The 23,334-nt window shown below is 67.1% G+C and carries 26 protein-coding genes and 2 tRNA genes; 16 read left to right on the forward strand and 12 right to left on the reverse strand.

The window, feature by feature from the left end; genetic code table 11:
* Positions 1-165 precede the first annotated feature (165 nt).
* The 4 genes from gyrB (at position 166) to FHU38_RS23580 (ending at position 5,639) form a co-directional block, all read left to right on the forward strand.
* On the forward strand, positions 166-2,130 hold the full coding sequence (gyrB, locus tag FHU38_RS23565) for a DNA topoisomerase (ATP-hydrolyzing) subunit B (protein ID WP_167176541.1): 1,965 nt from the start codon (positions 166-168) through the stop codon (positions 2,128-2,130).
* Positions 2,131-2,224: 94 nt separating this feature from the next.
* The gene (gene gyrA / locus FHU38_RS23570; protein WP_167176543.1) at positions 2,225-4,744 is read left to right on the forward strand and encodes a DNA gyrase subunit A; all 2,520 of its coding nucleotides are present in this window, start codon (positions 2,225-2,227) and stop codon (positions 4,742-4,744) included.
* Positions 4,745-4,775: 31 nt separating this feature from the next.
* The gene (locus FHU38_RS23575) at positions 4,776-5,516 is read left to right on the forward strand and encodes a DUF3566 domain-containing protein (protein WP_167176545.1); all 741 of its coding nucleotides are present in this window, start codon (positions 4,776-4,778) and stop codon (positions 5,514-5,516) included.
* A 49-nt stretch (positions 5,517-5,565) separates the two neighbouring features.
* Positions 5,566-5,639, forward strand: a tRNA-Ile gene (locus FHU38_RS23580).
* Positions 5,640-5,773: 134 nt separating this feature from the next.
* Here FHU38_RS23580 and FHU38_RS23585 read toward each other — a convergent pair.
* The 3 genes from FHU38_RS23585 to FHU38_RS23595 all read right to left on the reverse strand — a co-directional run bounded on the left by FHU38_RS23585 (position 5,774) and on the right by FHU38_RS23595 (position 7,137).
* Positions 5,774-6,331 (reverse strand): dihydrofolate reductase family protein, encoded by a 558-nt coding sequence (locus tag FHU38_RS23585; protein WP_167176547.1) that lies wholly within the window; start codon positions 6,329-6,331, stop codon positions 5,774-5,776.
* 192 nt (positions 6,332-6,523) lie between these two features.
* Positions 6,524-6,850: a hypothetical protein gene (locus FHU38_RS23590; protein ID WP_167176549.1), complete on the reverse strand. Its 327-nt coding sequence runs from the start codon at positions 6,848-6,850 to the stop codon at positions 6,524-6,526.
* Between the two features lie 149 nt (positions 6,851-6,999).
* Positions 7,000-7,137 (reverse strand): hypothetical protein, encoded by a 138-nt coding sequence (locus FHU38_RS23595; protein ID WP_167176551.1) that lies wholly within the window; start codon positions 7,135-7,137, stop codon positions 7,000-7,002.
* Positions 7,138-7,240: 103 nt separating this feature from the next.
* On the opposite strand from FHU38_RS23595, the gene FHU38_RS23600 reads away from it, so the two are divergent.
* The 3 genes from FHU38_RS23600 (at position 7,241) to FHU38_RS23610 (ending at position 8,794) form a co-directional block, all read left to right on the forward strand.
* Complete coding sequence (locus FHU38_RS23600) at positions 7,241-7,600, forward strand: iron chaperone (protein WP_167176553.1); 360 nt, start codon at positions 7,241-7,243, stop codon at positions 7,598-7,600.
* A 52-nt stretch (positions 7,601-7,652) separates the two neighbouring features.
* The gene (locus tag FHU38_RS23605; protein ID WP_167176555.1) at positions 7,653-8,240 is read left to right on the forward strand and encodes a DinB family protein; all 588 of its coding nucleotides are present in this window, start codon (positions 7,653-7,655) and stop codon (positions 8,238-8,240) included.
* 113 nt (positions 8,241-8,353) lie between these two features.
* The gene (locus FHU38_RS23610) at positions 8,354-8,794 is read left to right on the forward strand and encodes a hypothetical protein (protein ID WP_167177178.1); all 441 of its coding nucleotides are present in this window, start codon (positions 8,354-8,356) and stop codon (positions 8,792-8,794) included.
* 23 nt (positions 8,795-8,817) lie between these two features.
* Here FHU38_RS23610 and FHU38_RS23615 read toward each other — a convergent pair whose 3' ends face one another.
* On the reverse strand, positions 8,818-9,045 hold the full coding sequence (locus FHU38_RS23615; RefSeq protein ID WP_167176557.1) for a CsbD family protein: 228 nt from the start codon (positions 9,043-9,045) through the stop codon (positions 8,818-8,820).
* A 135-nt stretch (positions 9,046-9,180) separates the two neighbouring features.
* Between FHU38_RS23615 and FHU38_RS23620 the strand changes: the two genes are divergently transcribed.
* Both FHU38_RS23620 and FHU38_RS23625 read left to right on the forward strand, forming a co-directional pair.
* A complete protein-coding gene (locus FHU38_RS23620) occupies positions 9,181-9,372 on the forward strand; it encodes a DLW-39 family protein (RefSeq protein WP_009151730.1) in 192 nt (63 codons plus the stop codon).
* Between the two features lie 35 nt (positions 9,373-9,407).
* Positions 9,408-9,480, forward strand: a tRNA-Ala gene (locus FHU38_RS23625).
* Between the two features lie 213 nt (positions 9,481-9,693).
* Here the strand turns inward: FHU38_RS23625 and FHU38_RS23630 are convergent.
* Together FHU38_RS23630 and FHU38_RS23635 are read right to left on the reverse strand one after the other, a co-directional pair.
* The gene (locus FHU38_RS23630; protein ID WP_167176559.1) at positions 9,694-10,389 is read right to left on the reverse strand and encodes a class F sortase; all 696 of its coding nucleotides are present in this window, start codon (positions 10,387-10,389) and stop codon (positions 9,694-9,696) included.
* A 61-nt stretch (positions 10,390-10,450) separates the two neighbouring features.
* A complete protein-coding gene (locus FHU38_RS23635) occupies positions 10,451-10,852 on the reverse strand; it encodes a Tat pathway signal sequence domain protein (RefSeq protein WP_167176561.1) in 402 nt (133 codons plus the stop codon).
* A 170-nt stretch (positions 10,853-11,022) separates the two neighbouring features.
* Between FHU38_RS23635 and FHU38_RS23640 the strand changes: the two genes are divergently transcribed.
* The gene (locus tag FHU38_RS23640; protein ID WP_313886890.1) at positions 11,023-11,748 is read left to right on the forward strand and encodes a response regulator transcription factor; all 726 of its coding nucleotides are present in this window, start codon (positions 11,023-11,025) and stop codon (positions 11,746-11,748) included.
* Positions 11,732-13,609 carry a sensor histidine kinase gene (locus tag FHU38_RS23645; protein ID WP_208416916.1) on the forward strand — a complete coding sequence of 626 codons (1,878 nt, stop codon included), beginning with the start codon at positions 11,732-11,734 and terminating at the stop codon, positions 13,607-13,609. The genes FHU38_RS23640 and FHU38_RS23645 overlap by 17 nt, the downstream gene beginning before the upstream one ends.
* Positions 13,610-13,797: 188 nt before the next feature.
* Here the strand turns inward: FHU38_RS23645 and FHU38_RS23650 are convergent, their stop codons facing one another.
* Positions 13,798-14,631: a helix-turn-helix transcriptional regulator gene (locus FHU38_RS23650; RefSeq protein WP_167176564.1), complete on the reverse strand. Its 834-nt coding sequence runs from the start codon at positions 14,629-14,631 to the stop codon at positions 13,798-13,800.
* An 84-nt stretch (positions 14,632-14,715) separates the two neighbouring features.
* On the opposite strand from FHU38_RS23650, the gene FHU38_RS23655 reads away from it, so the two are divergent.
* Together FHU38_RS23655 and FHU38_RS23660 are read left to right on the forward strand one after the other, a co-directional pair.
* A complete protein-coding gene (locus FHU38_RS23655; protein WP_208416917.1) occupies positions 14,716-15,711 on the forward strand; it encodes an aldo/keto reductase in 996 nt (331 codons plus the stop codon).
* Positions 15,712-16,203: 492 nt separating this feature from the next.
* Entirely contained in the window at positions 16,204-17,118 is a 915-nt protein-coding gene (locus tag FHU38_RS23660; protein WP_167176565.1) for a hypothetical protein, read from the forward strand.
* Positions 17,119-17,271: 153 nt separating this feature from the next.
* Here FHU38_RS23660 and FHU38_RS23665 read toward each other — a convergent pair whose 3' ends face one another.
* From FHU38_RS23665 to FHU38_RS23680, 4 genes are all read right to left on the reverse strand, one after another.
* Positions 17,272-17,619 (reverse strand): hypothetical protein, encoded by a 348-nt coding sequence (locus tag FHU38_RS23665; RefSeq protein WP_167176566.1) that lies wholly within the window; start codon positions 17,617-17,619, stop codon positions 17,272-17,274.
* Complete coding sequence (locus FHU38_RS23670) at positions 17,620-17,781, reverse strand: hypothetical protein (protein ID WP_167176459.1); 162 nt, start codon at positions 17,779-17,781, stop codon at positions 17,620-17,622.
* Positions 17,782-18,040: 259 nt separating this feature from the next.
* Positions 18,041-18,634 carry a hypothetical protein gene (locus tag FHU38_RS23675; protein ID WP_167176567.1) on the reverse strand — a complete coding sequence of 198 codons (594 nt, stop codon included), beginning with the start codon at positions 18,632-18,634 and terminating at the stop codon, positions 18,041-18,043.
* A 461-nt stretch (positions 18,635-19,095) separates the two neighbouring features.
* A complete protein-coding gene (locus FHU38_RS23680) occupies positions 19,096-20,280 on the reverse strand; it encodes an FAD-dependent oxidoreductase (protein WP_167176568.1) in 1,185 nt (394 codons plus the stop codon).
* A 54-nt stretch (positions 20,281-20,334) separates the two neighbouring features.
* Between FHU38_RS23680 and FHU38_RS23685 the strand changes: the two genes are divergently transcribed.
* Positions 20,335-20,937, forward strand: coding sequence for a PadR family transcriptional regulator (locus tag FHU38_RS23685; protein WP_167176569.1), 603 nt, complete (start codon positions 20,335-20,337; stop codon positions 20,935-20,937).
* Positions 20,938-20,967: 30 nt separating this feature from the next.
* Here FHU38_RS23685 and FHU38_RS23690 read toward each other — a convergent pair whose 3' ends face one another.
* Positions 20,968-21,960, reverse strand: a complete 993-nt coding sequence (locus tag FHU38_RS23690) for a thermonuclease family protein (RefSeq protein ID WP_167176571.1) — start codon at positions 21,958-21,960, stop codon at positions 20,968-20,970.
* Positions 21,961-22,134: 174 nt separating this feature from the next.
* Here FHU38_RS23690 and FHU38_RS23695 point away from each other — a divergent pair, with 174 nt between their 5' ends.
* On the forward strand, positions 22,135-22,683 hold the full coding sequence (locus FHU38_RS23695) for a DUF4396 domain-containing protein (protein ID WP_167176573.1): 549 nt from the start codon (positions 22,135-22,137) through the stop codon (positions 22,681-22,683).
* 89 nt (positions 22,684-22,772) lie between these two features.
* Positions 22,773-23,303, forward strand: a complete 531-nt coding sequence (locus FHU38_RS23700) for a DUF2020 domain-containing protein (protein WP_167176575.1) — start codon at positions 22,773-22,775, stop codon at positions 23,301-23,303.
* Positions 23,304-23,334 lie beyond the last annotated feature (31 nt).

Consider the following 23,334-nt stretch of genomic DNA (forward strand, 5'->3'; position numbering starts at 1 on the left):
GCTCTGTGACGGAATCAGGGGTGTCCTTGGTGCCTGTGAGCGCAAGTAGCCAAGTAAACTTGTAGAGGCGAACCGGATTGGTGCCGCAGCGAGTGTCAACTGGTTGCCCGGCGTGGGACAGACATCACGAGTGTCCGTTGGGCGAGACGAGGAGAAATCAGGCCGGTGGCAGCAAACAAGAGCGAATACAACGCGTCCTCGATCACGGTGCTCGAGGGTCTGGAAGCGGTCCGCAAGCGCCCCGGCATGTACATCGGTTCCACCGGTGAGCGAGGCCTGCACCACCTCATCTGGGAGGTAGTGGACAACTCGGTCGACGAGGCGATGGCAGGGTTCGCGTCACGTGTTGAGGTCACGCTGCTCGCCGACGGCGGGGTACGTGTCGTCGACGACGGCCGTGGCATCCCCGTCGACATACACCCCGTGCACGGCAAGCCCACGCTCGAGATCGTGCTCACCCAGTTACACGCGGGCGGCAAGTTCGACAGCGAGTCCTATGCGGTGTCCGGCGGTCTGCACGGTGTCGGCGTCTCCGTGGTGAACGCCCTCTCCTCCGCGCTGGATGTGGAGATCCACGTGGGCGGAAAGATCTGGGCACAGCACTACGACCACTCGGTGCCAGGCGAACTGCTGGAAAAGGGGCCGACGGACCAGACCGGGACGACCGTGACGTTCTGGGCGGACCCGAACATCTTCGAGACCACCTACTACAGCGCGGAGACCGTAGCGCGCAGGCTGCAGGAGATGGCCTTCCTCAACAAGGGTCTCACCATGGTGCTGCGCGACGAGCGCGTCAGTGACGACAACGGCGAGGACGCCAGCGGCCAGCGGGCACGGATCACCGAACGCACCTACCACTACCCCGGCGGGCTCGAGGACTTCGTCAAGCACATCAATGGCTCGAAGGAACCCATCCACCCCAGCGTGGTGTCGTTCGAAGCCAAGGGAGACGGCCTCGAGGTCGAGGTGGCGATGCAGTGGAACAACGGCTTCACGCCGTCGGTCTACACCTTCGCCAACACGATCAACACGCATGAGGGCGGCACACACGAGGAGGGGTTCCGTGCCGCACTGACACGCGTGGTGAACAGCTACGCGCGTGACAAGAAGCTGCTCAAGGAGAAGGACGCCAACCTCACCGGCGACGACGTGCGCGAAGGACTGGCGGCCATCATCTCCATCAAGCTGGCCGAGCCGCAGTTCGAGGGCCAGACCAAGACCAAGCTCGGCAACAGCGAGGCCCGTTCGTTCGTGCAGAGCACCTGCAACGAGTGGCTTGCCGACTGGTTCGAACGCAACCCCTCCGAGGCCAGGGTCATCATCAACAAGGCGGTGTCCAGCGCGCAGGCGCGGCTGGCCGCGCGCAAGGCACGCGACCTCGTGCGACGCAAGGGCGCGATGGACATCGGCGGCCTTCCCGGCAAGCTGAAGGACTGCCGTTCCACCGACCCTGAAGAATGCGAGCTCTACATCGTCGAGGGAGACTCCGCGGGCGGCTCCGCCAAGGAAGGACGCGACTCGCGGTTCCAGGCGATCCTGCCCATCCGCGGCAAGATCATCAATGTCGAGAAGGCCCGCATCGACAAGGTGTTGAAGAACAACGAGGTGCAGTCGCTCATCACCGCGCTCGGCACCGGCATCCACGACGACTTCGACCTGTCGAAACTGCGCTACCACAAGATCGTGCTGATGGCCGACGCCGACGTGGACGGCCAGCACATCCGTACGCTGCTGCTCACCCTGCTGTTCCGGTTCATGCGACCACTGGTGGAGCACGGCTACGTCTACCTGGCGCAACCTCCGCTCTACAAGATCAAGTGGCCCCGTTCGGAACCGGAGTACGCCTACAGCGACAGGGAACGTGACGGGCTGCTCAAGGCAGGACTGGAGGCAGGGAAGAAGCTGCCGAAGGACGAGGGCATCCAGCGGTACAAGGGGCTCGGCGAGATGAACGCCGACGAACTGTGGGAGACCACAATGGACCCGAGGAACCGGGTGCTGCTCCAGGTGAGCCTCGACGACGCCGCCACCGCCGACGAGCTGTTCTCCGTGCTCATGGGCGAGGACGTGGAGGCCCGCCGCTCCTTCATCACGCGCAACGCCAAGGAAGCCGGACTGCTCGACATCTGAGCGTGACGAAAGCGTATGAACGTGGCGAAGCGGGCCGAACACTTGCCAACCAGCACGGTCATCTCCACCGTGGCGGGGAAGGAAGCACTACAGCATGACTGAAACTCTGCCGCCGGAGCACAGCCGGGTCGAGCCGGTCGACATCCAGCAGGAGATGCAGAACTCCTACATCAATTACGCCATGAGCGTGATCGTGTCGCGTGCGCTGCCCGATGTGCGCGACGGGCTCAAGCCTGTGCACCGCCGGGTGTTGTACTCGATGTACGACTCCGGATTCCGGCCGGACCGCGGGTACAACAAGTGCTCGCGCGTGGTCGGCGACGTGATGGGCAACTACCACCCGCACGGTGACTCGGCCATCTACGACGCACTGGTGCGGCTGGCGCAGCGTTGGTCGATGCGCTACCCGCTCATCGATGGCCAGGGCAACTTCGGTTCTCCCGGCAACGACCCTGCGGCCGCGATGCGGTACACGGAGTCGCGTCTCGACCCGCTTGCCATGGAGATGCTGCGGGACATCGAAGAGGAGACCGTCGACTTCTCCGACAACTACGACGGCCGCACTCGCGAACCCGATGTGCTGCCGAGCCGTATCCCCAACCTGCTCGTCAATGGTGGCTCGGGCATCGCGGTGGGCATGGCGACCAACATCCCGCCGCACAACCTGCGCGAGGTCGCCGACGGCGTGTTCTGGGCACTCGACAACCCCGAAGCCGACGACGACGAACTACTCGCCGCGCTGATGCAGCGCATCAAGGGGCCAGACTTCCCGACCAAGGGGCTGATCCTCGGCACGCAGGGCATCGCCGACGCTTACCGCACGGGCCGTGGCTCCGTGCGGATGCGGGCGGTGGTCGAGGTAGAGGAGGACAGCAAGGGTCGCACGATCCTGGTGGTCACCGAGTTGCCCTACCAGGTCAACCCCGACAACCTGGTGGAGAACATCGCCGCACTCGTGCGCGACGGCAAGGTCACCGGGATCGCCGACATCGCGGACGAGAGCAACAGCCGACGCGGCATGCGCATCGTGGTCGCGCTGAAACGTGACGCGGTGGCCAAGGTCGTGCTCAACAATCTCTACAAGCACACCCAGCTTCAGTACAACTTCGGCGTCAACATGCTGGCGCTGGTCGACGGCGTGCCGCGAACGCTGCGCCTCGACCAGTTGGTGCGTCACTACGTCAAGCACCAGATCGAGGTCATCGTCCGGCGCACGCGGTTCCGGCTGCGCAAGGCCGAGGAGCGCGCCCACATCCTGCGTGGCCTGGTGAAGGCGCTCGACCAACTGGACGCCGTCATCGCGCTGATCCGTCGCTCGCCGAGCGCCGACGAGGCCAGGACCGGCCTGATGCAGCTGCTCGACGTCGATGAGATCCAGGCGACAGCGATCCTCGACATGCAGCTGCGCAGGCTGGCCGCGCTGGAGCGGCAGAAGATCGTCGACGAACTCGCCGACATCGAGAACAGGATCGCCGACCTGAACGACATCCTCGACAAGCCGCAGCGGCAGCGGGCCATCGTCCGTGCCGAGTTGGAGGAGATCGTCGACAAGTACGGCGACGACCGGCGTACCGAGATCATCCCCTTCGACGGAGACGTCTCGATCGAGGACCTGATCGCGGTTGAGGACGTCGTCGTCACCATCACCCGCACGGGCTACGCCAAGCGGACGAAAACGGACCTGTACCGCTCGCAGAAGCGTGGCGGCAAGGGCGTGCAGGGAGCGACGCTCAAGCAGGACGACATCGTGCAGCACTTCTTCGTGTGCTCGACGCACGACTGGATCCTGTTCTTCACGAACAAGGGCAGGGTTTACCGGGCGAAGGCGTACGACCTGCCGGAGGCCAGCCGCAACGCGCGCGGACAACACGTGGCGAACCTGCTCGCTTTCCAACCCGACGAGCAAATCGCCAGCGTGATCCAGATCCCGAACTATGAGGTGGCGCCCTACCTGGTGCTGGCCACCAAGAAGGGCCTCGTCAAGAAGTCCAGGCTCAGCGACTTCGACTCGCCCCGATCCGGAGGGCTGATCGGCATCAACCTTCGCGAGGGTGACGAGCTGGTCGGCGCGGTACTCGCCGCCGCGGAGGACGACCTGCTGCTGGTGTCATCGGACGGGCAGTCGATCCGGTTCCACGCAACCGACGACACGCTGCGTCCGATGGGGCGGGCGACCTCTGGTGTGCTGGGTATGCGGTTCAACGAGGGCGACGAGCTGCTGGGCATCAGCGTCGTGAAGGAGGACACGTTCCTGCTCGTGGCCACTGACGGTGGGTACGCCAAGCGCACGCCGATCGACGACTACCCGGTGCAGGGCAGAGGCGGCAAGGGCGTGCTCACCATCCAGCACGACCACAAACGTGGCAGGCTGGTGGGGGCACTCATCGTCGAAGCCGACGACGAGCTGTATGCCATCACCTCCAGTGGTGGGGTCATCCGGACACCGGCGGGCGAAGTCCGCAAGGCGGGCAGGCAGACCAAGGGTGTGCGGTTGATCAACCTTGATGAGGGCACCACACTGCTGGCGGTGGCGCGCAACGCGGACAGGCCGTCGGACGTCCCTAGCGGGGAAGCCGACGACGCGGAGGCTGACGAGCCGACGGAACAACAGTAACGGCGTGCGATTCACAAGGGACTGACCATTTGTGACACCACCTGACAACACCGAACGGCCGGCCTCGAGCGGGACCACGGACACCGACGACGCCAACCCGCCGTGGCAGCGTGTCGCCAAGGACGATGGCACGCCCGCCGAGGAGGGCGAAGGGTTCGGTGACCGCTGGTCGGCGGGCAAACTGCCTGCCGAGGAGGGCGGCCAGCAGGGCCAGTCGCAGCACGGCGTGGGCAATGCGGATGCCGACACGCAGTTCCTGCCGACCGGTTCGGCGAACCCGGTGTTCGTGCACGAGAGCGAAGGCATGCGGACACAACCGGTGGCCGCACCTGCGCCGGGAATGGGCGGTGCTGCCCCCGCCGAGGGCCGGACACAGCCGGTGAGCGCGTTGCGCAGGCCGGGCCGCGGGCCGCGCAGGGCCAGCCTGCAGGTGAAGCGCTTCGACCCGTGGTCGGTGCTGAAGCTGTCGCTGGTGCTGGGTGTCGCGCTGTTCTTCGTCTGGCTGGTCGCCGTGGGCGTGCTGTACACGGTGCTTGACGGTATGGGCGTGTGGGACAAGCTGAACGGCACCTACAGTTCGCTGGTGCAGGGCGACGGATCCGAGGGCGGCGAGCCGCTCATCAGCGTGGGCAGGGTGTTCGGCGTCGCGGCTATCGTCGGCGCCATCAACATCGTGCTGATCTCTGCGCTCACCACCGTCAGCGCGTTCATCTACAACGTGTCCGCCGATCTGTCGGGCGGCCTGGAGGTGACGCTCTCCGAGCGAGAGTGACCCGGTGCGGTCCCGCTGTTGTGCCTGCTGTACGCTTTCTAAGCGTTACGGGCCCATAGCTCAGGCGGTTAGAGCGCTTCGCTGATAACGAAGAGGTCGGAGGTTCAAGTCCTCCTGGGCCCACACCAGATCAGCCCCCGTCTCCCCACCAGGGGAAACGGGGGCTGCCTGACTAAGTGCCTGACCAACGCGCTGGCACCTCAGCAGTCGCAACCACTCCGGGACCGGCCGTTGGTAGTGTCACCAACCGGTGCGGCTCAGCGGGTCCGGTAGCGCGCGTAGATCAGTCCGCTGTCGAAGGCACGCTGCTCGACCAGTTCGAGATCGAGGCGCACGCCGTCGGGAAAGAACCGCTTACCGCCGCCGACCACGCTCGTGGTGATGAACAGGTGGTACTCGTCCACCAGGCCGGCGGCGATCGCCTGGGCGGCGAGGTTCGGGCCGTCGACGGTGAGGTCGTGATCAGACTCGGCCTTGAGTCGGCGGACCGCATCCGGGTCGAACTTCCGCTCGATCTTGGTTTTCGTGCTGGACACCGACTCGAGAGTCGTGGAGAAGACAATCTTCTCGGCGGCCTGCCAGTCCCGGGCGTACTGCAGGATGTGCGCAGGCACGTCGGGCTTTTTGTGCACGGTCTCCCAGAAGACCATCGTCTCGTACATCCGTCGGCCGTAGAGGTACGTGCCGACCGGGCGGAAGACGTCGCCGATAAAGGTGTGCACCTCCTGGTCGTCGGCTCCGCTGCCGAGGTCGCCTTCGGCTGCCTCGGCGTAGCCGTCGAGCGAGGTGATCATCGAGTAGATGAGCTTTGCCATGCTTCCCCTTCGGGTACGAGTGCGTCGGTCTCTAAACAGTCCCGCGGGTTATGACCCGCGCAGGACCCGGAACTTATCGATCGGCCGACCGGGTTCCGGAAACCGTCAACTCCGGACTCGGCCACCGCTTCGGCGGGTTGCCAGCGCACTCGCTCAGATCGGTGACATTCACGCAAGCCAAACTCGGCAGTTCTATGGGGCTCCGGCGATCCGTGCCGCATCCCGCAACGCTTGCCGTACGGCTTCCGCCTCCGGCACACCCCGAACCCCCGCGGCTGTCCGGTACATCCGGCAACTCAGGCTTACCTGCTGGCCGGGCTCGACGAATGGGTCCCGCCCGTTGAGGCGGATACTCGGCGACCCGACGAACCCGATCTCTCGTGCCTCCGCTTCGGACCTGACGGTACGCGTTACAACGGCAGAACCGTCGAGCCCGATCTCCGCCAACGCCTGGCGCAGCACATTCCTCGCCGCATCCGCGTTGGGGCAATCCGGGACGACGGCCAGCTCGATCTCCATATGTCCAGTGTCCGCGGATTCTGACGCGCTCCAACCTCCCGCGCCGAGCTTGTGGCCCGGGTTCATTCACCCCCGCCAACCGCGGCGCCGCCGTGGAGAGCCCGTGCGGTCAGCCGTACCGGATCGACGACTGCGCCTGCTTGATCGGCTCAGGACATGCCATTTCGTAGCTCGACGGCCAGGTCGTTGTACCCCTCGACAATGTCCGGCTCCGGACAATCTTCGATGTCGTCCAGATAGCCGTACGCCGCGGCGAGCTCAGCAGGCAGCTTCCCCGCGATGGTCAAAGAGTGACTGCTGGGGGAACGGGCAAGGCAGATCCACGGGCCTTCTCAACGCGATGGGTTCGGTTTCGTGCGCTGAGGTTCGCCTCGGCGTAGCGTTGCTTTCGTGCCGGACGAAGTCGACGCCTACCTCGCCACACTGGACGGCCCCGCGCGCACCGCATTCGAACGTGTCCGTGATACCGCACTGACGGCTGTACCGGCGGCGGAACAGGGCAAGAGCTACGGCATGGCGGCACTGACTTTTCGCGGCAAGCCACTACTGGCCTTCCGGGCAGCGAAGCAGCACCTGAGCGTCTTCCCGTTCAGCGGCGAGATCGTGGAGGCCGTGCGCGGCAGGCTCGACGGGTTCGATTGCTCAAAGGGCACGATCCGGTTCACGGCCGGCGAGCCGTTACCCGATGATGTCGTGGCTGACATCGTCCGGCTCCGCGTCGCGGAGATCACCGCATCCTTGACCGCTTGACGGTTGTGTCTCGCCGCGGCCGTCAAGCCGCTGGCCAGGCTAGTCTGCAGCGATGACCACGACGGCGAAGGCAGACCTGCACCGCTACCTGCGCGCGGCGCGCGAGGCGATGCTGTGGAAACTCGAGGGGCTTTCGGAGTACGACATCCGAAGGCCGATGACCCCGACGGGCACAAACCTGTTGGGCTTGGTGAAGCACCTCGCCGGGGTCGAGTATGGCTACTTCGGCGAGACCTTCGGCCGCCCGGACCACGAGGAATTGCCGTGGCTGGAAGGTAGTGCGGAAACGAACGCGGACATGTGGGCGACCGCTGACGAGTCGCGTGACTACATCGTTGGACTGTACAAGCGGGCGGCCGAGCACGCGGACACGACCATCGAGGGACTCGAACTCGATGCGGTGGGCCACGTGAAGCACTGGCCGCCGGAAAAGCGAGAGGCAACGCTGCACCGCATCCTGGTCCACGTCATCGCGGAGACGAACCGACACGCAGGCCATGCCGACATCGTCCGTGAGTTGATCGACAGCGCGGTCGGCCTGCGGCCCGACAACGACAACATGGTTGAGGGCGATCGGGACTGGTGGGAGTCCTACCGGCTGCGGCTGGAACAGGTGGCCAGGGAGGCCGACGCTTCCTGACGCTCCGCCATCGTCACGTCACTCACGAGCACCGCGGTCGAAGCCGGGGGATTCGGGCCGCCCTCAGCGGGTAGCTACCAATTGGTGACATGACGTGAACGGAGATGAAGGAGATGACCGGCAGACGCGCGGACTTCCTGTTACAGGCTTTTGTCGATGCCGCGAACCAGATGGACGACTTCAGCATGGCACTGACCCTGAGCGTGCCAGGCGGCATCGTGACTGGTGACCTCGTCACGGCGTCCAGATGGATGAATGAGGTGGCGACCCTGGTGGAGATGGACGGGTCAGAGGCTGCCTATCACGTGGCAAACGTGTACCGAGAGCAGGCGGGCCTCTATCGGAGGCGCCGTGCTCAGAACCGGGGCGAGGTGCTTGGTGAGGTGACCTACATCCATCTGCGTGACGCGCAGTGGGTGACCGGTTCCGGCATGTTGGGCCCGGAACCGGGGATTCACTGGCGCGGGCTCATAGTCGATGTTGCGGGATGGTCGCTTGGCCGCCTGCCCTTACCTGCCATGCCGGAACAGGGGGCTATGCAGGGGGTGTATTGACGTGTTCCACGTGGAACCGTGACTCAACGCTGCTTGCGGGATTCCGCCTCCTTCGCCTTCTCCTCGGCGCGCTTGGCCTCCTGCTCCTTTTCCGCGGCCGTCTGCTGCGCACGGCCCTTCTCTTGCTGGGCGCTACCTTCACGCTCCATGTCGTCGCGGCCGAGGAACGTGCCAGCGGTCTCCTTGACCCGGCCCTTGATGTCCTCAACGGCGCCCTTGATGCCTTCCTGGCGTTCGTCGCGTTCAGCCATGGGTTTGCCTCGCTCTCGGCAGAAGGTTGTGCAGGGCAACTACCCGCGACCAGTACCGGATAAACGTATGGGTGGGCGGGTGCAGTAGCATCGCGATGGCACGGTCAGCAGGTTGTCGTCGAGGAGGGCTTCACCGTGAAGAAGCTGTTGGCACTCGCGGTTGTCGCGGGCGGCGTGTTCTTCGTGATCAAGCGCAACAGGGACGCCAAGGCGGAAGCGGACCTGTGGCGCGAGGCCACCGCACCTACCGAGCGTCCGATGAGCGGTGTGTCTCCGAACGGCAGCACACCGGCGAAGGCGAGCTCGGATTCCGCGAGCAAGAACTGAACTTCACCGCGGGCAGCTCAAGCTTCCCGCGGTGCGGGGCTGTAGCTCAATTGGTAGAGCGCCGCTTTTGCAAGGCGGAGGTCAGGGGTTCGATTCCCCTCAGCTCCACAGGGTTTGCCTGGGGTTGGCCCCGACCAGTCGTCGTTGTTCGTGCGCTGGGAATCACGAGCGGGCAGAACCGCCGGTTTTGGTGACATCAGGTTGCCACCACCGGGCGCCCGAACAACCGAACGTCTCGAACGACCGAGGCCGACAGTCGTGAGTGTTGCGCCGGGTTAGCACCCAGGGCAACACTCACGAGCGGCTGACTTGCTTCGGAGGTCAACGTGTGGGTTTGCCGACGCCGGTGAACGTCGCGAACGCGATGATGTTGTCACGGTAGCTGTGGGCGGTCTCGTCGAACGGCCCACCGCACGTGATCAACCGCAGTTCCGGCCCCGCCGTGTCTCCGTACACGTCATCGGTGGGGAACCGGTCCTTCGGCACCTGTGCCATGCGCTTGACGGTGAACCGCGCCACCGTCCCGTCCTCCCTGCCGACGCGGATCTCGTCTCCCCGCTCGAGTTCGCGCAGACGCACGAAGATGCCGTCCCGGCCGTCGCCGTTGACATGTCCGAGGATCACCGCCGGACCTCGTTCTCCCGGTGTCGGGCTGTACCGGTACCAGCCCGCCTGCATCGGCTCGTGGACGGGAGGGACGGCAACCGTGCGATCGGGGTTGAGCCCCAACGGGACCAGCGACGAGTGCGCGTCGATAGCAGGCACGTCGAGCCACGCTGGCTCCGAGCGCGGCAAGCCGGTCGAGCCCTGTCCCATCTCGTGCCCCGGTGCCCGGCCCGAGTCCGTGGTAGTGGTCGTCTCACCGGTCGTGGCCGGATGCTGTGGCGCGAGGTCGATCTCCTGGTCGGCCGGTGAGCAGCTGGAGAGCGCGACGACCGCGACGAGCGCGAGGAGCGGGGAGGCCACGGCGCTGCCGCGACCTCCCCGTGTGCCCCATGCGCGGAACCGCACGTTCATCGGCGGCGCCTCGTACGTTCGGTGGCGACCGCGTGCCGCCGACTGCTTCGCGGACCCACCGTCACTGCTCGCCCGTACGGCGACGGCGCAGCATCAACACGGTCCCGCCCCCGGCGACGGCGACGACGGCGAGCCCGCCGGCGAGCAAAGCCGGGGTGGCGTCCGACTCTGGCCCGCCACCGGTTTCCGCGGCACCCACCGGCCGCTCGCTCACCTGACCTCGCTGCTCGGGCTCCGCGATCGGCTTCGCTTCCCGCGGTTCACCCACCGCGGCCGACGGCTCCGCAGGCGCTTCCGTGGCCGTCGGCTCCGTCTGCTCGCGGCTGGGTGCCTCACGCTGGTCCTGGGTCGGCGAGCTCGTCGGGCCGGTGCCCTGCCCGTCGGCCCAGGCGACTGTGGCCGTCAATGGCAGCGTCAATGCCCCCAGCAGCGTCGCCGCCGCACATGCTCGACCAAGCTTCATGGATCGCGTCCTTCCGGTTCGACTTTCGTCCCACTTCGTTGCGGACGACGCTCAGCCTGGCGGCCGGTTTTCAAGATCCAGTCTGGCTGCTGTGAAGAAGTTGTTCGATTCTTCGGTCCGGCTGTCGAACCACCACCTTTCCGAGGTGGCGGCAGGCAACAATGTGCCGCGTGTGCGCACAGGTGCTGGTCGCCGAGGACGACCCGAAGCAGGCCGAGCTGATCAAGCGCTATCTGGAACACGACAACCATCTCGTTGTCGTCGTCCACGACGGACGCGCGGCGATCGACGAGGCACGGCGGCGGCAGCCCGACCTCGTCGTGCTGGACGTGATGATGCCGAAGGTCGACGGTCTCGACGTCTGCCGCGTGCTGCGCGCCGAGTCGGACGTGCCGATCGTCCTGCTCACCGCGCGCACCACCGAGGACGACGTGCTGCTCGGCCTCGACCTCGGCGCCGACGACTACGTCACCAAGCCCTACAGCCCGCGGCAGCTCGCGGCCAGGGTCCGCGCCATCCTGCGTCGGTCGGGCCGCGGACAGCAGCGCGAGCGGCCGTCACTCGAGGTCGGGGGCCTGGTGGTGAACGAACAACGGCACGAGGTCACCCTCGACGGCGCACTCCTGGACTGCACACCCGCGGAGTTCCGGCTGCTCGCGACCCTGGCCGCCGAGCCCGGCCGCGTGTTCACCCGCGGCCAGCTGCTCAGTCGGGCGTTCGGGATGGACCGTTTCATCACCGAGCGCACCATCGACGTGCACGTGATGAACCTGCGCCGCAAGCTCGAAGTCGACCCGCGCAGGCCCGCCCGGCTGCTCACCGTGTACGGCGTCGGCTACAAGCTGCACGACGTTACCGACGGCAGAGGCGGCACAGCCGATGCGGCGACCGCATAACAGACCGGGTCGGCAAGCCCAGCGCGGCAGGCACGGGCTGCTCACCCGCCTGCTCGTGATGTCGGTGGTCGTGGCCGGGTGCTCCATCGGAGCCACCGCGTGGCTGGCCGCGCAGAGCACAAGCGGCGCGATCAACCGGGAGCTCGGCGAGACACTAGCCAGCGATGCCAAGATCTACGACCGGCTGCTCGGGCACGCCGCCACGCACACCCGATGGTCCGGCGTGCAACGGCTGGTGGACGAGCTGGCGGGCCAGACCGGCCGCCGGATCACGTTGACCACCACGACGCGGGTGCCGATCGCCGACTCGGGCGGTTCACAGGACGCCGCATTGCCGCGAACGCCGTCCGCCGTGGTCGACCCGCTCGCCGTCGACGCCGTACTCAAGCCCGACGCGTCGGCCTCCGGGATCGACGCACGCGCGGTGGGCCCGTACCGCCTCACCGCGCAGGAGCGAGCGCGGCTGAGGCAGGCCGCGCAGCGGCAGCTGGGCTGCCTGCGCCGGTACGGCGAGGACGGCAGGATCGTCGAAAGACCCAACGGGCGGTCGGTCGTCGAGCGTGTGACCAGGGCGTCGAACCCCTCGTCGCGGCCGACGCAGCCGGGGCCGGTGGCCGAGCCGGCGGAAGCCACCCGGTCGCCCGTCGACGCGGGACCGTCAATGGGACTGGACAGCATCTGCGCGGGGCCGCCGCGGACGACGCCTACCGAGCGGCAGGCGAGCGCCGCGCTGCTGAAGCTGGTGAATGCCTGCCTCAGCAGGCAGGGTGGTGGGCCGTTGCCCGTCGCGGCAGTCGACCTGACTTCGCCGGACGAGCTGAATGCCGCCCCCGACACCAAGCGCTGTGTGGATTCGGCGCGACGGGAGCAGCTCGGGTCCTACGTCTCGCCCGCGGCGCAGCTGTTCATCACCAGACCCGGCGGCGATGCCCCCGGCGCCGACCTGTCTACCGTGGGCGTGTCACGGATCGTCTGGGCGGCGCTCGCGGTGCTGGTGCTGACGGTTGGCGTGACGGCGCTCGCCGCGGGCAGGCTGGTCCGTCCCATCCATGCGATCACCGACGCCGCGCGGAAGATGGGCGACGGCAACCGGTCGGCGCGTGTGAACACCGGCACGCGCGGCGAGATCGGCGAGCTGGCGGCGGTGTTCAACAGGATGTCGGCGCAGATCGAGAACACCGAGCGGCAGCGCAAGACGATGGTCAGCGACGTCGCACACGAGCTGCGGACGCCGCTGGTGAACGTGCGAGGGTGGCTGGAGGCCGCGCAGGACGGCGTCGCCGAGCTCGACCCGCCGCTGGTCGCGTCGCTGCTCGAGGAGACCGTGCTGCTGCAGCGCCTCATCGACGACCTGCAGGATCTTGCACTTGCCGACGCAGGGAAGCTGCGCGTGCACCCGGAACCGGTCGACGTCGCGTCTATTTTGGACCAGGTCGCGGCGGCGCACCGGCGAAATGCGGAGGCGGAAGGCGTCGAGCTCAGCGTGCGTGTCGACTCCGAGCCCGACCTGTCCGCCGACCCGACCCGGCTACGGCAGGCGCTCGGCAACCTGGTGTCGAACGCGGTGCGGCACACGCCCTCCGGGGGCCGCGTGACGCTGTGGGCCCGGCCCTCCGGCGACGAGGTGCTGATCGACGTGACCGACACCGGCACCGGGATCGAGGCGGAGTCGTTGCCGCACGTCTTCGACCGGTTCTGGCGTGCGGACAAGTCCCGCAACCGCGGCGGCGGGGGCAGCGGACTGGGGCTGGCGATCACTCATCACCTCGTGCAGGCGCACGGGGGCAGCATCGAGGTCCGCAGTACCGTCGGCGAGGGGACTACGTTCACCATCCACCTCGGTCAGCACGACGCTCGTTGACGCCACGCGCGTCAAGCAGGACCGATGACGAAGGATTCTGCGCTGTGCGAGGAGCCCTGCCCGACCGACGCGAGCGCGGCGGTGCACACCGCGGCGGTCACCGGGCACAGGTGACCTCGTGCATCCACCTGCGTCACAGGCGGCAGCGCCCGCCGATGCCTGACGGGAGCTGGGTTGACTTGATTCCCTCAGCCGGCTGCTCGCACGGCGACCAGCGCATCGAGGGCGACGGTGGTCGCGGTGTCGGCGGGGAGGTAGGCGGTGAGCCGGTGCTCGTCGCCGCCGGACAGCACGAGGCACTCGTAGGCCAGGTGCAGCCCACCCGCCTCCGGGTGCGCCCACCGCTCGTCGCCGGTCCCGGCGGGCAGTGCGGCCGCGGCGGTGAACCGGCGACCGAACTCGCGGCCCACCGTGATGGACAGCTCCTCGGCGAGCACGGCCGCGCCGTGGTGACCGAGGTCGGCCGCGGCACGCAACGCGGCGGCGTGCCGGTCGGCCACCCGCTCCCACTCCGGAAACGTTGTCCGCGCGCGAGGGTCGGTGAACACGAACCGTGCGAAGTTCGGCGGATCGGCGTCGAACAGCCCGGCTGGAGCCGCGAGCCGCCGGAATCCCTTGGTGCAGGCAAGCACGTCGCCCTGCGCGTCGGCGACGAAGGCGGGCGTCGGCTCGAGCCGGTCGAGCAGGACCCGCACGGTCGGCCGCACCGTGCGGGCAGGCGGGACCGCGAACGCGCACGCGCCGCCGGCGCCCGCTTTCACCAGTCGGTGCAGGTGGCCCCGTTCCTCTGGGGCGAGGCCGAGTACGTCGGCGAGTGCGCCGAGCACTTGAGCCGAAGGGCGGCGGTCGCTGCCGCGTTCCAGGCGAGTCAGGTATTCGACGCTGATGCCCGCGAGCACGGCCAGTTCACCACGGCGCAGCCCCGGGGTCCGCCTGCGCGGCCCGGCAGGCAGCCCGACGTCGGCGGGCGTGACCGCCTCTCGCCGCGCACGCAGGAACCGGCCGAGTGCGTTTTCGGTCATGCCCGAACTCTAGGCGCGCGGGCGCCCGAAGGGGTCCCCTTCCCGGTCTCCCTACGCGGACCGCGCGGCGCGAGGCTGGTGCGCATGGATATGCGATACCACCTCTTCGGTCGTACCGGCCTGCGCGTTTCCGAACTGCTGCTGGGCACCATGGGGCTCGGCTTCCGCGACCCTGGCGAGGTCCGGCGCGTCGTCGACGCCTACGCCGACGCGGGTGGCAACGTGCTCGACACCGCCTCGGCCTACGGTGAGGGAGAGGCCGTGCTCGGCTCCTTGCTCCAGCGGCGCGACCGATTCGTCCTCGCCACCAAGTACACGCTGTCGCGGGACGCGGCAGATCCGAACGGTGCAGGAAACCACCGCAAGAACCTGGTGCTGTCATTGGAACGGAGTCTGCGTCGGCTCCGCACCGACTACGTCGACATCCTCTGGGTGCACGTCTGGGACCGGCACACGCCGGTCGAGGAGACCATGCGCGCCCTGGACGACCTCGTGCGCGCGGGGAAGGTGCTCTACGTCGGCATGTCGGACGCCCCTGCGTGGGTGGTGGCGCACGCGAACACGCTCGCACAGTGGCGCGGCTGGGCACCGTTCGCCGGGCTGCAACTGCGCTACAACCTGCTCGATCGCGACATCGAACGGGAACTGCTACCCATGGCGGAGGCGTTCGGGCTGAGCGTGGCGGCCTGGGCGCCGCTGGCGGCGGGCAAGCTCTCCGGTGCCGCCGAGACGGGCGCCTCCAGCCGATTCGACCCCGGCGCGCTCACCGAGCGGGAGCGTGCGGCGGCGCGGACTGTGCGTGAGGTCGCCGACGAACTGGGTGCCACCCCCGCCCAGGTGGCGCTCGCCTGGACCCGCGCCAAGTCGCGGGCGGTGCTGCCACTCGTCGGCGTGAGCACCGTCGATCAGCTCACCGACAACCTCGGCGCGCTGGCGCTGACGCTGCCCGCGGAGGCGATCGCGCGGCTGCAGAGCGCGGTGGAGTTCCGGCTCGGTTTTCCGCACGACTTCATCGCCGAGTCGGAGTCGTCGTCGTTCGTGTTCGGTGACGCCGCGACTCGGGTGGTGCCGCGGGGGTGAGTCCTGCGGGCTGTCCATCCCTTGTGGATGGTGACGGTCGAGCGGATCATTGATCAGAGGTCAGCCGAGTCATCCTGCCGTCGACCAGTTCGGTGATGCCCTGGCCACGGCTGTTACAGCAGCGGTGTCAGGACTGCAACGATGTTGATGGCGCCATGGACGACCAGGATGGGCCACATCGTGCGGTACTTGCTCGACAGTCGGTGCTCTGGATGCCGTGTGCCAGGCGGCCCACAGCAAAGAGGCGAGCACGAGGAACTCCCACCTGGCACTGGATCTGCCGTGCCGTGACGGCTGAGTAGGAATACGGCTCGGCGTTGACAAGGCGGCGCGGCAGTCGGACCCAGAGCTTGGGGCCGCGCCCCTCGGCGCGGGCGGCCTGCGCGACTGGTGGGAGCCGTAGCTCTTCCGTACCGATGTCTGGTATAGGGGCAGGTACTGAATTCGGAGCACCTGGGGAATGCCAGCAGGGCCGCATAGAGTCACCGCACCATGGAACTGGCTGTGGACACAAACGTCATCACTTTCCAGGTGAACGGCGGGGATGACGACTTGCTCCAGGGAATGGCGCCGGCCAAGGCCGCAGACGCCGTCCGGCAGGCATGGAGTCAGGTACAGCAGGAGCGGCAGATCCAGGCAGCCGAGATAACCAAGGTTCACAGCACCTGGCAGGCCTCGCGGGCGGATCGGGTCTTCCTGGCCGGGATGTTCCCCAGCGCCGAGTACACCCATCAGTTCGATCGTCCCGATGGCGATGACTGGAGTGAGGCCTTCGAGGTCGCGGGCAAGGTGATGGCGAAGGCGCTGTTGGAGCGCAGCGCGGAAACCGAAGAGAATGGTGAATGGCTGCCCATTCTCCACACCTATGACGGCCCGTTGAAAGTTTACGCTTCCTTGCCGATTGTGGACGGAAGGCTGTACCTCGGGTTCGCCAAGACAACGGTCACACCCACAGGCCGGGTCGGGATGTCCCACCTGCTGCGAAACACGTTGGAGGAGATGAGCGAGGACGAGTTCCTGGAGCTGGCCGCCGAAGCATGCGACAACCTCAAACGCGGGCTGTCCTTCACTGGAAATGCGGACGCGGAGAAAGGGATCCTGATCACCCTGGAGCGCGACGACAACAACCTCTGTGCCGGGTCAGTGATCGTGCTGGACGACTTTCACGAGCAAGCCGCGCAGCATGTCGGCGAGGACAAGCTGATCGTGGGGCTGATCAGCCCGGACCATATTTGCGTGGCGGGCGCGAGTTCGGGCTGGGGCGAGGAGATCAAGGACTGGGTGCGCGCCTCGCCCGATACGAGCGGCGACCTGGTTCCCTGTGCCCTGCTGATCGACGGCTCCAAGAGGATGGAAATCGTCGCGGAGCGTCCCACTGGACGACTTCCGGCTGCCACACCCAGTTGATTGGGCACGGCCACGGCGCTTGCGGTAGGGACGACATCGCGGCTCCGCCGATCCGGCCGGGTTGGCGGCTGAATCAGTTTCCCAAACCCGCTGACGTTCCCGGTGTAATGAAAGCTGTGCCGTGGCGCCCGCCCCACGGGCATCCCGGCTTTGCTATGCGTCGCCGCGAGGCTCGGGTCTGCCGTTCCACCGAATCGGGTCCGGATGGTCGAGGGACTTTCGCAGGTGCTGCTCCTCCGGTCGGACGTGTAGGCGGAAGGTGAAACTCGAGCCGTCGGGCCAGTTGAGTGTGCGCGTGCGCAAGCTGATTTTGGGAGTTCGCGGTTCCCTGGCTTCCCAGACGACCTGGGGTGTCATAGCGTTGGCCGGATTGGCGATCGTCGATCCGGTGTCCACGATCGCGAGGCAGGACGGCGAGCACGCCAGCCACGGCCCCCTGGCGGTCCGGAGCTTGTCGACCAGGTCGAGCGCCATCGCGTCGGCCGGGCCCTTCACGTGCACCTAGCCCTGTTTGGCGAAGGCGCCCATGATCCCCCATGCCTCGTCGGTCACGTCGGCGGCGTCGACGAGGTCGCGGAACTTGTCAGCTTCCTGTTCGTAGTGCGGAAGCTTCCTGGCGTATCCGGAGATGGCTTCGATGTTGGTCTGCATTCCGGGTGACATCGGCGGTCCCTCGCGAAATGTGTTCAGTTGCGGAGAACGGCGCTCTGCTCGAAGTAGTCGTCGTCATCCGGCGTGCTTGGTCGGCGCGATTATGGCACCTATCGAGCATGCCGCGTGTGCGAAACAAGCATCGGCCTGCGCGAGGCGTTGCGGGGACCAGCTGATGGTAGCTGGACGTACCAGCCGCACCTGCCCGACGCTTTGGGCGAATCAGGACAGCGCAGGTCCCAATTCGCCCAGCGAACGCGCCATTACGCGATCAGCTCTTCCACAGGATCGGCTTCTCGTCGTAGTCACCCTGGTCGTACCTGGCTCCCGCGATCTGGTCGCCGGAGGCGGCTGCGTCTAGTTCACACGTCTCGAACTTGGCACCGACCTTGGTGAACGAGCCCGGCGTGAGCGTTGTCTCGCAGGCCTCGATCGAGCCGGTGAGGAACGTGCCGGTGCCCGAGCCGTCCGGTAGCGCGGCCCTGACCTGCGGCGGGTTCTTTACGGACAGATCAGTGCCACCGAGGTTTTCCAGTGTGAGGCGCACGTAGTACGGCTGCATACCTTCGGCATCGGCGCCGTACGCCTTGCGAAACGCGTCGGTGTCGCCGGACTCGACAGCCGTCACGGTGATGGAGATGTAGCCGTCCTGCCACGGCACCACCGCGGGCTGGCCGACCTCCAACTCGGTGCCGGGTTCAGTGATGTTGTCCGGCACGACCGTGGTGGGCGGTGTTGAGGGGGTAGGGGTCGTGGCAGCGCTGTCGTTGTCGTCGGAAGAACCGCACGCGCTGATGGTGACCAGGCACAGGGCGGCTCCGCCGAACGCGATGAACTGCTTGATAGGCGGCTTGATGGGCGGCACAGTGTTCCTCTCGATCGTTGGGAGCTTGAGTCTTGCGCAACCCGTTCCCGAGCGATCGTTCAGGTGGCCGCGATGTGACCGGTGTCAATGCGGTCGGCACATCGCGAGTGTCCACAATGCCTGGAAGGCTCAGTCGGTCACCGCGCCGCATGTCGTCCCAGCCCTCCCCGTCGGCGTAGAAGCTGCTGACCACGCGTACGACGCAGCTACCGTGCTCGCGAGCCTGGACGAGGAACTCGGTCGCGATCACCGGCCCCGGTGGTTGCGCCCGTTCCTCGTAGGAGAACCGGTTCGGCGGTTCCCACGCGGTCACCGTGGCGGAGGCATCCGGCCCGAACGGTCCTCTGTGGATTTCTACGCGACCGCCTTCGTGCGGCTCGACGTCCGAGCGGAACGACCAGGCGGCGCTGCCGGACGCGAGAGAACTCTTGACAATTTGATTTGTCAAACCGTCTCACGCGTCAACGGGTGTGGTCGGCGCCTGGCTGCTCCTGCCAGTCGACCCGGTAGTCGTAAAGCCATCGCATGCTGGCCTCACTGGGTTTGAAAAGCCTGAAGAACAACGGGATCACCTGCCGCGTCACCGGCCCGAGCGATTTGCCGCTGCCGTTGCGCTTGCCCTGCCGGACCACACGTTCCACCCGCGTGCGGCGCAACCGCTCGTAGTGCTGGAACGCGGTGGGAATGTCCACGCTGTCGCGCAGGCACTTGGCGAGGGTGACCGCGTCCTCGACGGCGAGCGACGCGCCCTGCCCGGACGCCGGTGAGGTGGCGTGCGCCGCATCTCCGACAATGATCATCCGGTCGCGATGCCAGGTCGGCACCTTCGGAAAGTCGTAGGTGCTCCAGCCCGCGAAGATCTCGGGGGATTCGGTAACGAGGTCGCGCGCCGGACCGTCCTCGTCGGCGAAGAGTTCGAGCAACTGCTCCCGCCAAGGGATCCGCGCCAGTTCGGTTCGGGACAGCTCGCGTGGCTGCCTCGGGTTCGCGAACCACCACACGTCGCCGCCCGGGTGAAGGACGTAGGCGTAGAAGCACCGCCGTCCGAACACCATGCGCAGGTGGCCCGGTTCGGTGTCGAGCACGAGGCCACGCGCGTAGCCGCCCGCATTGAGTAACGGGACGTATCGAGGGGCGGGCGCGTTCGGGTCGATGATCGTGCGGGTGGCCGAGCGCAGGCCGTCCGCACCTACCAACAGGTCGCTGGTGGCCGACGAGCCGTCGGCGAACCTGGCGACCACACCGTCGCGCTCGGCTTCCGCTGACACGAGCCGCTTGCCGTGTACGACCGGTATGCCTCGGCGGACGGCTTCGTCGCGCAGTGTGGAGTAGAGCACCGCACGGGTGACCGTCTGGCTGACCGTGCCGTCCGGCAGCGGATCGCCCAGCCTGAATTCTGCCAGCGGTTTGCCGCCCATGCCGATGGACATGCCGGGCGTGTCGAACCCCTTGTCACGTACGGCGGTGTGCAGATCGAGTTCGCGCAGCGCGGCAAGGCCGTTCACCGCGAGGGTGAGGAAGGCCCCGACTCCCTCGGCCGTTCGGTCGTACGCCTCGTACACCGTCGCGTCGATCCCGGCCTTGCGCAGAGCGATGGCCGTGACCGGTCCCGCGATCCCGGCGCCGATTACCAATGCTGAAGTCATATTATGACTATACATAAAATGACTACTTTGCCAAGCGGTACTAGAGTTGGCCCCGTGGCGAGGCGCACCGTTCGACGATCACCGCTGGCACTCGTGTTGCTCTCCCTGCTGGCGGAGGAGCCGATGCATCCGTACCGGATGCACGAGCTGATCAAGGCGCGCGGCAAGGACCGGATCGCCAACGTGGCGCAGCGCAACAGCGTCTACCAGACCATCGACCGGCTGCTACGGCTCGAACTCATCGCTGTACGAGAGACAGCGAGGGACGAACGCCGCCCGGAGCGAACCGTCTACCAGATCACCGACGCGGGCTGGGAGGCGTTGCGTACCTGGACCGCGGAGATGCTCGCGAGCCCCGCGCGGGAGTACCCGGAGTTCCCCGCCGCGCTTTCCTCGCTCATGGTGCTCACGCCGGAGGAGGCCGTCTCCCGACTGCGGCAGCGGGCCGTCGAACTCGACGAATCGCTCGCCGAAGACCGCAGGGCGATGGCGGCCGCCCCGGATCTACCCCGGCTGTTCCTGCTGGACGAGGAGTACCAGATTGCGGTGCGCGAGGCGGAACTCGCGTGGGTGCGAGACGTCATGGAGGCGTTGCGCACAGGTGAGCTGAGTTGGTCGCGGGAGTGGATTCGCGCGGTCGCCGAGAAGTTCTCCTGACGTACGCGTGCCCGGCCACCTGCGAAACGGTCAACTCTCGCAGCCGACCCCGTCGCCGTCGCCGTCGAAGCCGTGCGGGTCACCCTCCTGGACGCGGAAGTCCTGCTCCGGGATCTGCGAGCAGTCCAGATCCGGCGGGTAGGGGTAGCTGACAGCGCCGTGGTCGGGCTCGGGCTCGGGCTCGGGTTGCGGAGCGGGTTGCGGAGCGGGTTGCGGAGCGGGTTGTGGCTCCTGCTCCCGAGTATCGGAATGCGCGCACGCTCCCCACAGCCCGGCGCGCGCGGCCCGTGCCTTGTCGCCCGCGGCGCTGATCCGTTGCCAGTGTCGGTCGTTGGGTTCGTAGAGGGTCGGCCGTGCGTAGCCCTCGCTGACCAGCTTGAGGTTCACGAACACGCCCTCGTCGTTGTAGAGGTAGAGCAGGTAGCGGCCGTACTTGTCGCGCGGTTCCTTGTCGCGCTGCACCCACACCGTGCTGCCCCGCGGTGCGAGTTGCGCCAGCCGCGCGGTCGCCTCCTCGCCGTAGCACTGCCGCGGCTCGGTCGGGTGTTTGGTTTCCGGCGTGTCGATCTCCAACAGTCGCACGTCCACCTGGGCAACGCTCCTCAGCACGGGGCCCGCACTGACGGCGGCGATCTCGAGTGTGTCGCCGTCGACCACCCGCCGTACCCGCGCCTGCTGGACATCGTCGGGTACGCCCGCAGGGGTGGGAGCCACCGAGGTGGTGGGGGAGGCGGTCGACGGCGTGGTTTTGGTGGGCGTGGTTTTGGTGGGCGTGGTTGGTTGAGCCGGTGCCGTGGGCGTCGCGGTCTCCGCCGCGTCGTTGGTCGAGTCCTGTTGTGAGGTGGCCGTGCCCAGGCCCACCAGTACCAGCAACACAGCCACCCAGGTGAGGATCGACAGCCCGGCGGCGCGGCCAGGGCGTTGCCTGGCCGCATACCACTTGCGAACCGGACTTCGCGGGATCAGTGCCAACACGCCGAGGACGATCGACGCCAGGAGGAACAGGACGATCACGACTGCCATGGCCCGCGCTCCTCGGTTGTCTGGAGTAGCTGTGGCATACCAACGGCCTACCCAGGCAACGGGCACTTCAGCCATTGTGATGCGTTGAGGTTGAAGTCCCTGGAAAAAGGCCTTGCTTTATACCCCTACCCCGTATAGTAATATATGAGCGAACGAGGGGAAGGGGTTGCAGCGATGTCGAACGTCCATCAGCACGCCACGGCGCCGAACGAGGAGCACGGGTCAGACCACGCGGACCACATGGGGCATGCTCGCCACGCGAGCCATGCGGATCACGCGGGCCACCCGGCAACCTGGGGCGTGGCGGCGTCGGCCACATTGCACTGCCTGACCGGGTGTGCCGTCGGCGAGATTCTCGGCATGGTGATCGGCACCGCGCTCGGTTGGAACGCCGTCGCGACCATCGTGCTGGCCGTGGCGCTGGCGTTCTTCTTCGGCTATGCCTTCAGCATGCGCGGGGTGCTGAGGGCGGGCGTCGGCTTCAGGCAGGCGTTGAAGGTGGCGTTGGCGGCGGACACCGTCTCCATCGCCGTCATGGAGATCGTGGACAACGGCGTGATGGTCGCGGTGCCGGGTGCCATGGAAGCCGGACTCGACATGGCGCTGTTTTGGGGAGCGCTCGCGTTCGCGTTCCTCGTGGCCTTCCTCATCACGATGCCGGTGAACAAGTGGCTGATCGGTCGCGGGCGCGGGCACGCCGTCGCGCACGCGTACCACCACTGAACCCAAGGCGGTGGCGGTGGCCGTGAAGGCCGCCGCCACCGCGACGCTCCGGCCGGGCCCCGGAGGTCATCTGGTTCACTGTGCTACTTATGCGCAGACTGGTCGTGCTCGCGGCGGCGGCCGCACTACTGGCGGCCTGCTCGGGTGAGCAGCCCACCGCCGAGTCCTCGAACACCACGGAGCTGAGTCCCCAGGCATCGTCGGCGGTTGAGCTGCCGCCCGATCCGGAGCCAGCGGCGGAAGGGCCATGCCCATACCTGGAGACCGACTACGTGTCGCGGGCCAACGGTCAGCGAGTAGCGCGGGTCATGGTCTCGGACGAGAAGCCGTACCCGGCGTGCTTCTTCTACCGGCCGGATGGCGGTCTTCAGCTCACCGTACGTGTCTACGTCGGTGAGGCCGGCATCGCGACCGCGCTGGTCGACAAGGCGGCACCGGTAGACACGTCGAACCCCACCGGGCAGCCCCCTGGCTGGAAGGGCGGCTACGAGTCAACCGACAAGGGGGCCGTTTACGCGGTCTCCAAGGGTGACACGGCCGTGATCGTGTCGACGAATCAGCAACAGAGTGTGAAGGCTCGATCGGTCGCCACGGAGGCCATTTCCGCGCTCGGGACCTAAGCGTGACGGCAAGATACCACTGCGTGCAGGC

It is taken from the genome of Saccharomonospora amisosensis (assembly GCF_011761185.1).
Taxonomy (GTDB): Bacteria; Actinomycetota; Actinomycetes; order Mycobacteriales; family Pseudonocardiaceae; genus Saccharomonospora_A; species Saccharomonospora_A amisosensis.

Coding starts and splice junctions, on each gene's coding strand:
- gyrA (WP_167176543.1), top strand. CDS start 2,225: ATGACTGAAACTCTGCCGCCGGAGCACAGCCGGGTCGAGCCGGTCGAC.
- FHU38_RS23585 (WP_167176547.1), bottom strand. CDS start 6,331: ATGGCAAAGCTCATCTACTCGATGATCACCTCGCTCGACGGCTACGCC.
- FHU38_RS23590 (WP_167176549.1), bottom strand. CDS start 6,850: ATGGAGATCGAGCTGGCCGTCGTCCCGGATTGCCCCAACGCGGATGCG.
- FHU38_RS23605 (WP_167176555.1), top strand. CDS start 7,653: ATGACCACGACGGCGAAGGCAGACCTGCACCGCTACCTGCGCGCGGCG.
- FHU38_RS23610 (WP_167177178.1), top strand. CDS start 8,354: ATGACCGGCAGACGCGCGGACTTCCTGTTACAGGCTTTTGTCGATGCC.
- FHU38_RS23615 (WP_167176557.1), bottom strand. CDS start 9,045: ATGGCTGAACGCGACGAACGCCAGGAAGGCATCAAGGGCGCCGTTGAG.
- FHU38_RS23630 (WP_167176559.1), bottom strand. CDS start 10,389: ATGAACGTGCGGTTCCGCGCATGGGGCACACGGGGAGGTCGCGGCAGC.
- FHU38_RS23635 (WP_167176561.1), bottom strand. CDS start 10,852: ATGAAGCTTGGTCGAGCATGTGCGGCGGCGACGCTGCTGGGGGCATTG.
- FHU38_RS23645 (WP_208416916.1), top strand. CDS start 11,732: ATGCGGCGACCGCATAACAGACCGGGTCGGCAAGCCCAGCGCGGCAGG.
- FHU38_RS23650 (WP_167176564.1), bottom strand. CDS start 14,631: ATGACCGAAAACGCACTCGGCCGGTTCCTGCGTGCGCGGCGAGAGGCG.
- FHU38_RS23655 (WP_208416917.1), top strand. CDS start 14,716: ATGGATATGCGATACCACCTCTTCGGTCGTACCGGCCTGCGCGTTTCC.
- FHU38_RS23660 (WP_167176565.1), top strand. CDS start 16,204: ATGGAACTGGCTGTGGACACAAACGTCATCACTTTCCAGGTGAACGGC.
- FHU38_RS23670 (WP_167176459.1), bottom strand. CDS start 17,781: ATGTCACCCGGAATGCAGACCAACATCGAAGCCATCTCCGGATACGCC.
- FHU38_RS23680 (WP_167176568.1), bottom strand. CDS start 20,280: ATGACTTCAGCATTGGTAATCGGCGCCGGGATCGCGGGACCGGTCACG.
- FHU38_RS23690 (WP_167176571.1), bottom strand. CDS start 21,960: ATGGCAGTCGTGATCGTCCTGTTCCTCCTGGCGTCGATCGTCCTCGGC.
- FHU38_RS23695 (WP_167176573.1), top strand. CDS start 22,135: ATGTCGAACGTCCATCAGCACGCCACGGCGCCGAACGAGGAGCACGGG.
- FHU38_RS23700 (WP_167176575.1), top strand. CDS start 22,773: ATGCGCAGACTGGTCGTGCTCGCGGCGGCGGCCGCACTACTGGCGGCC.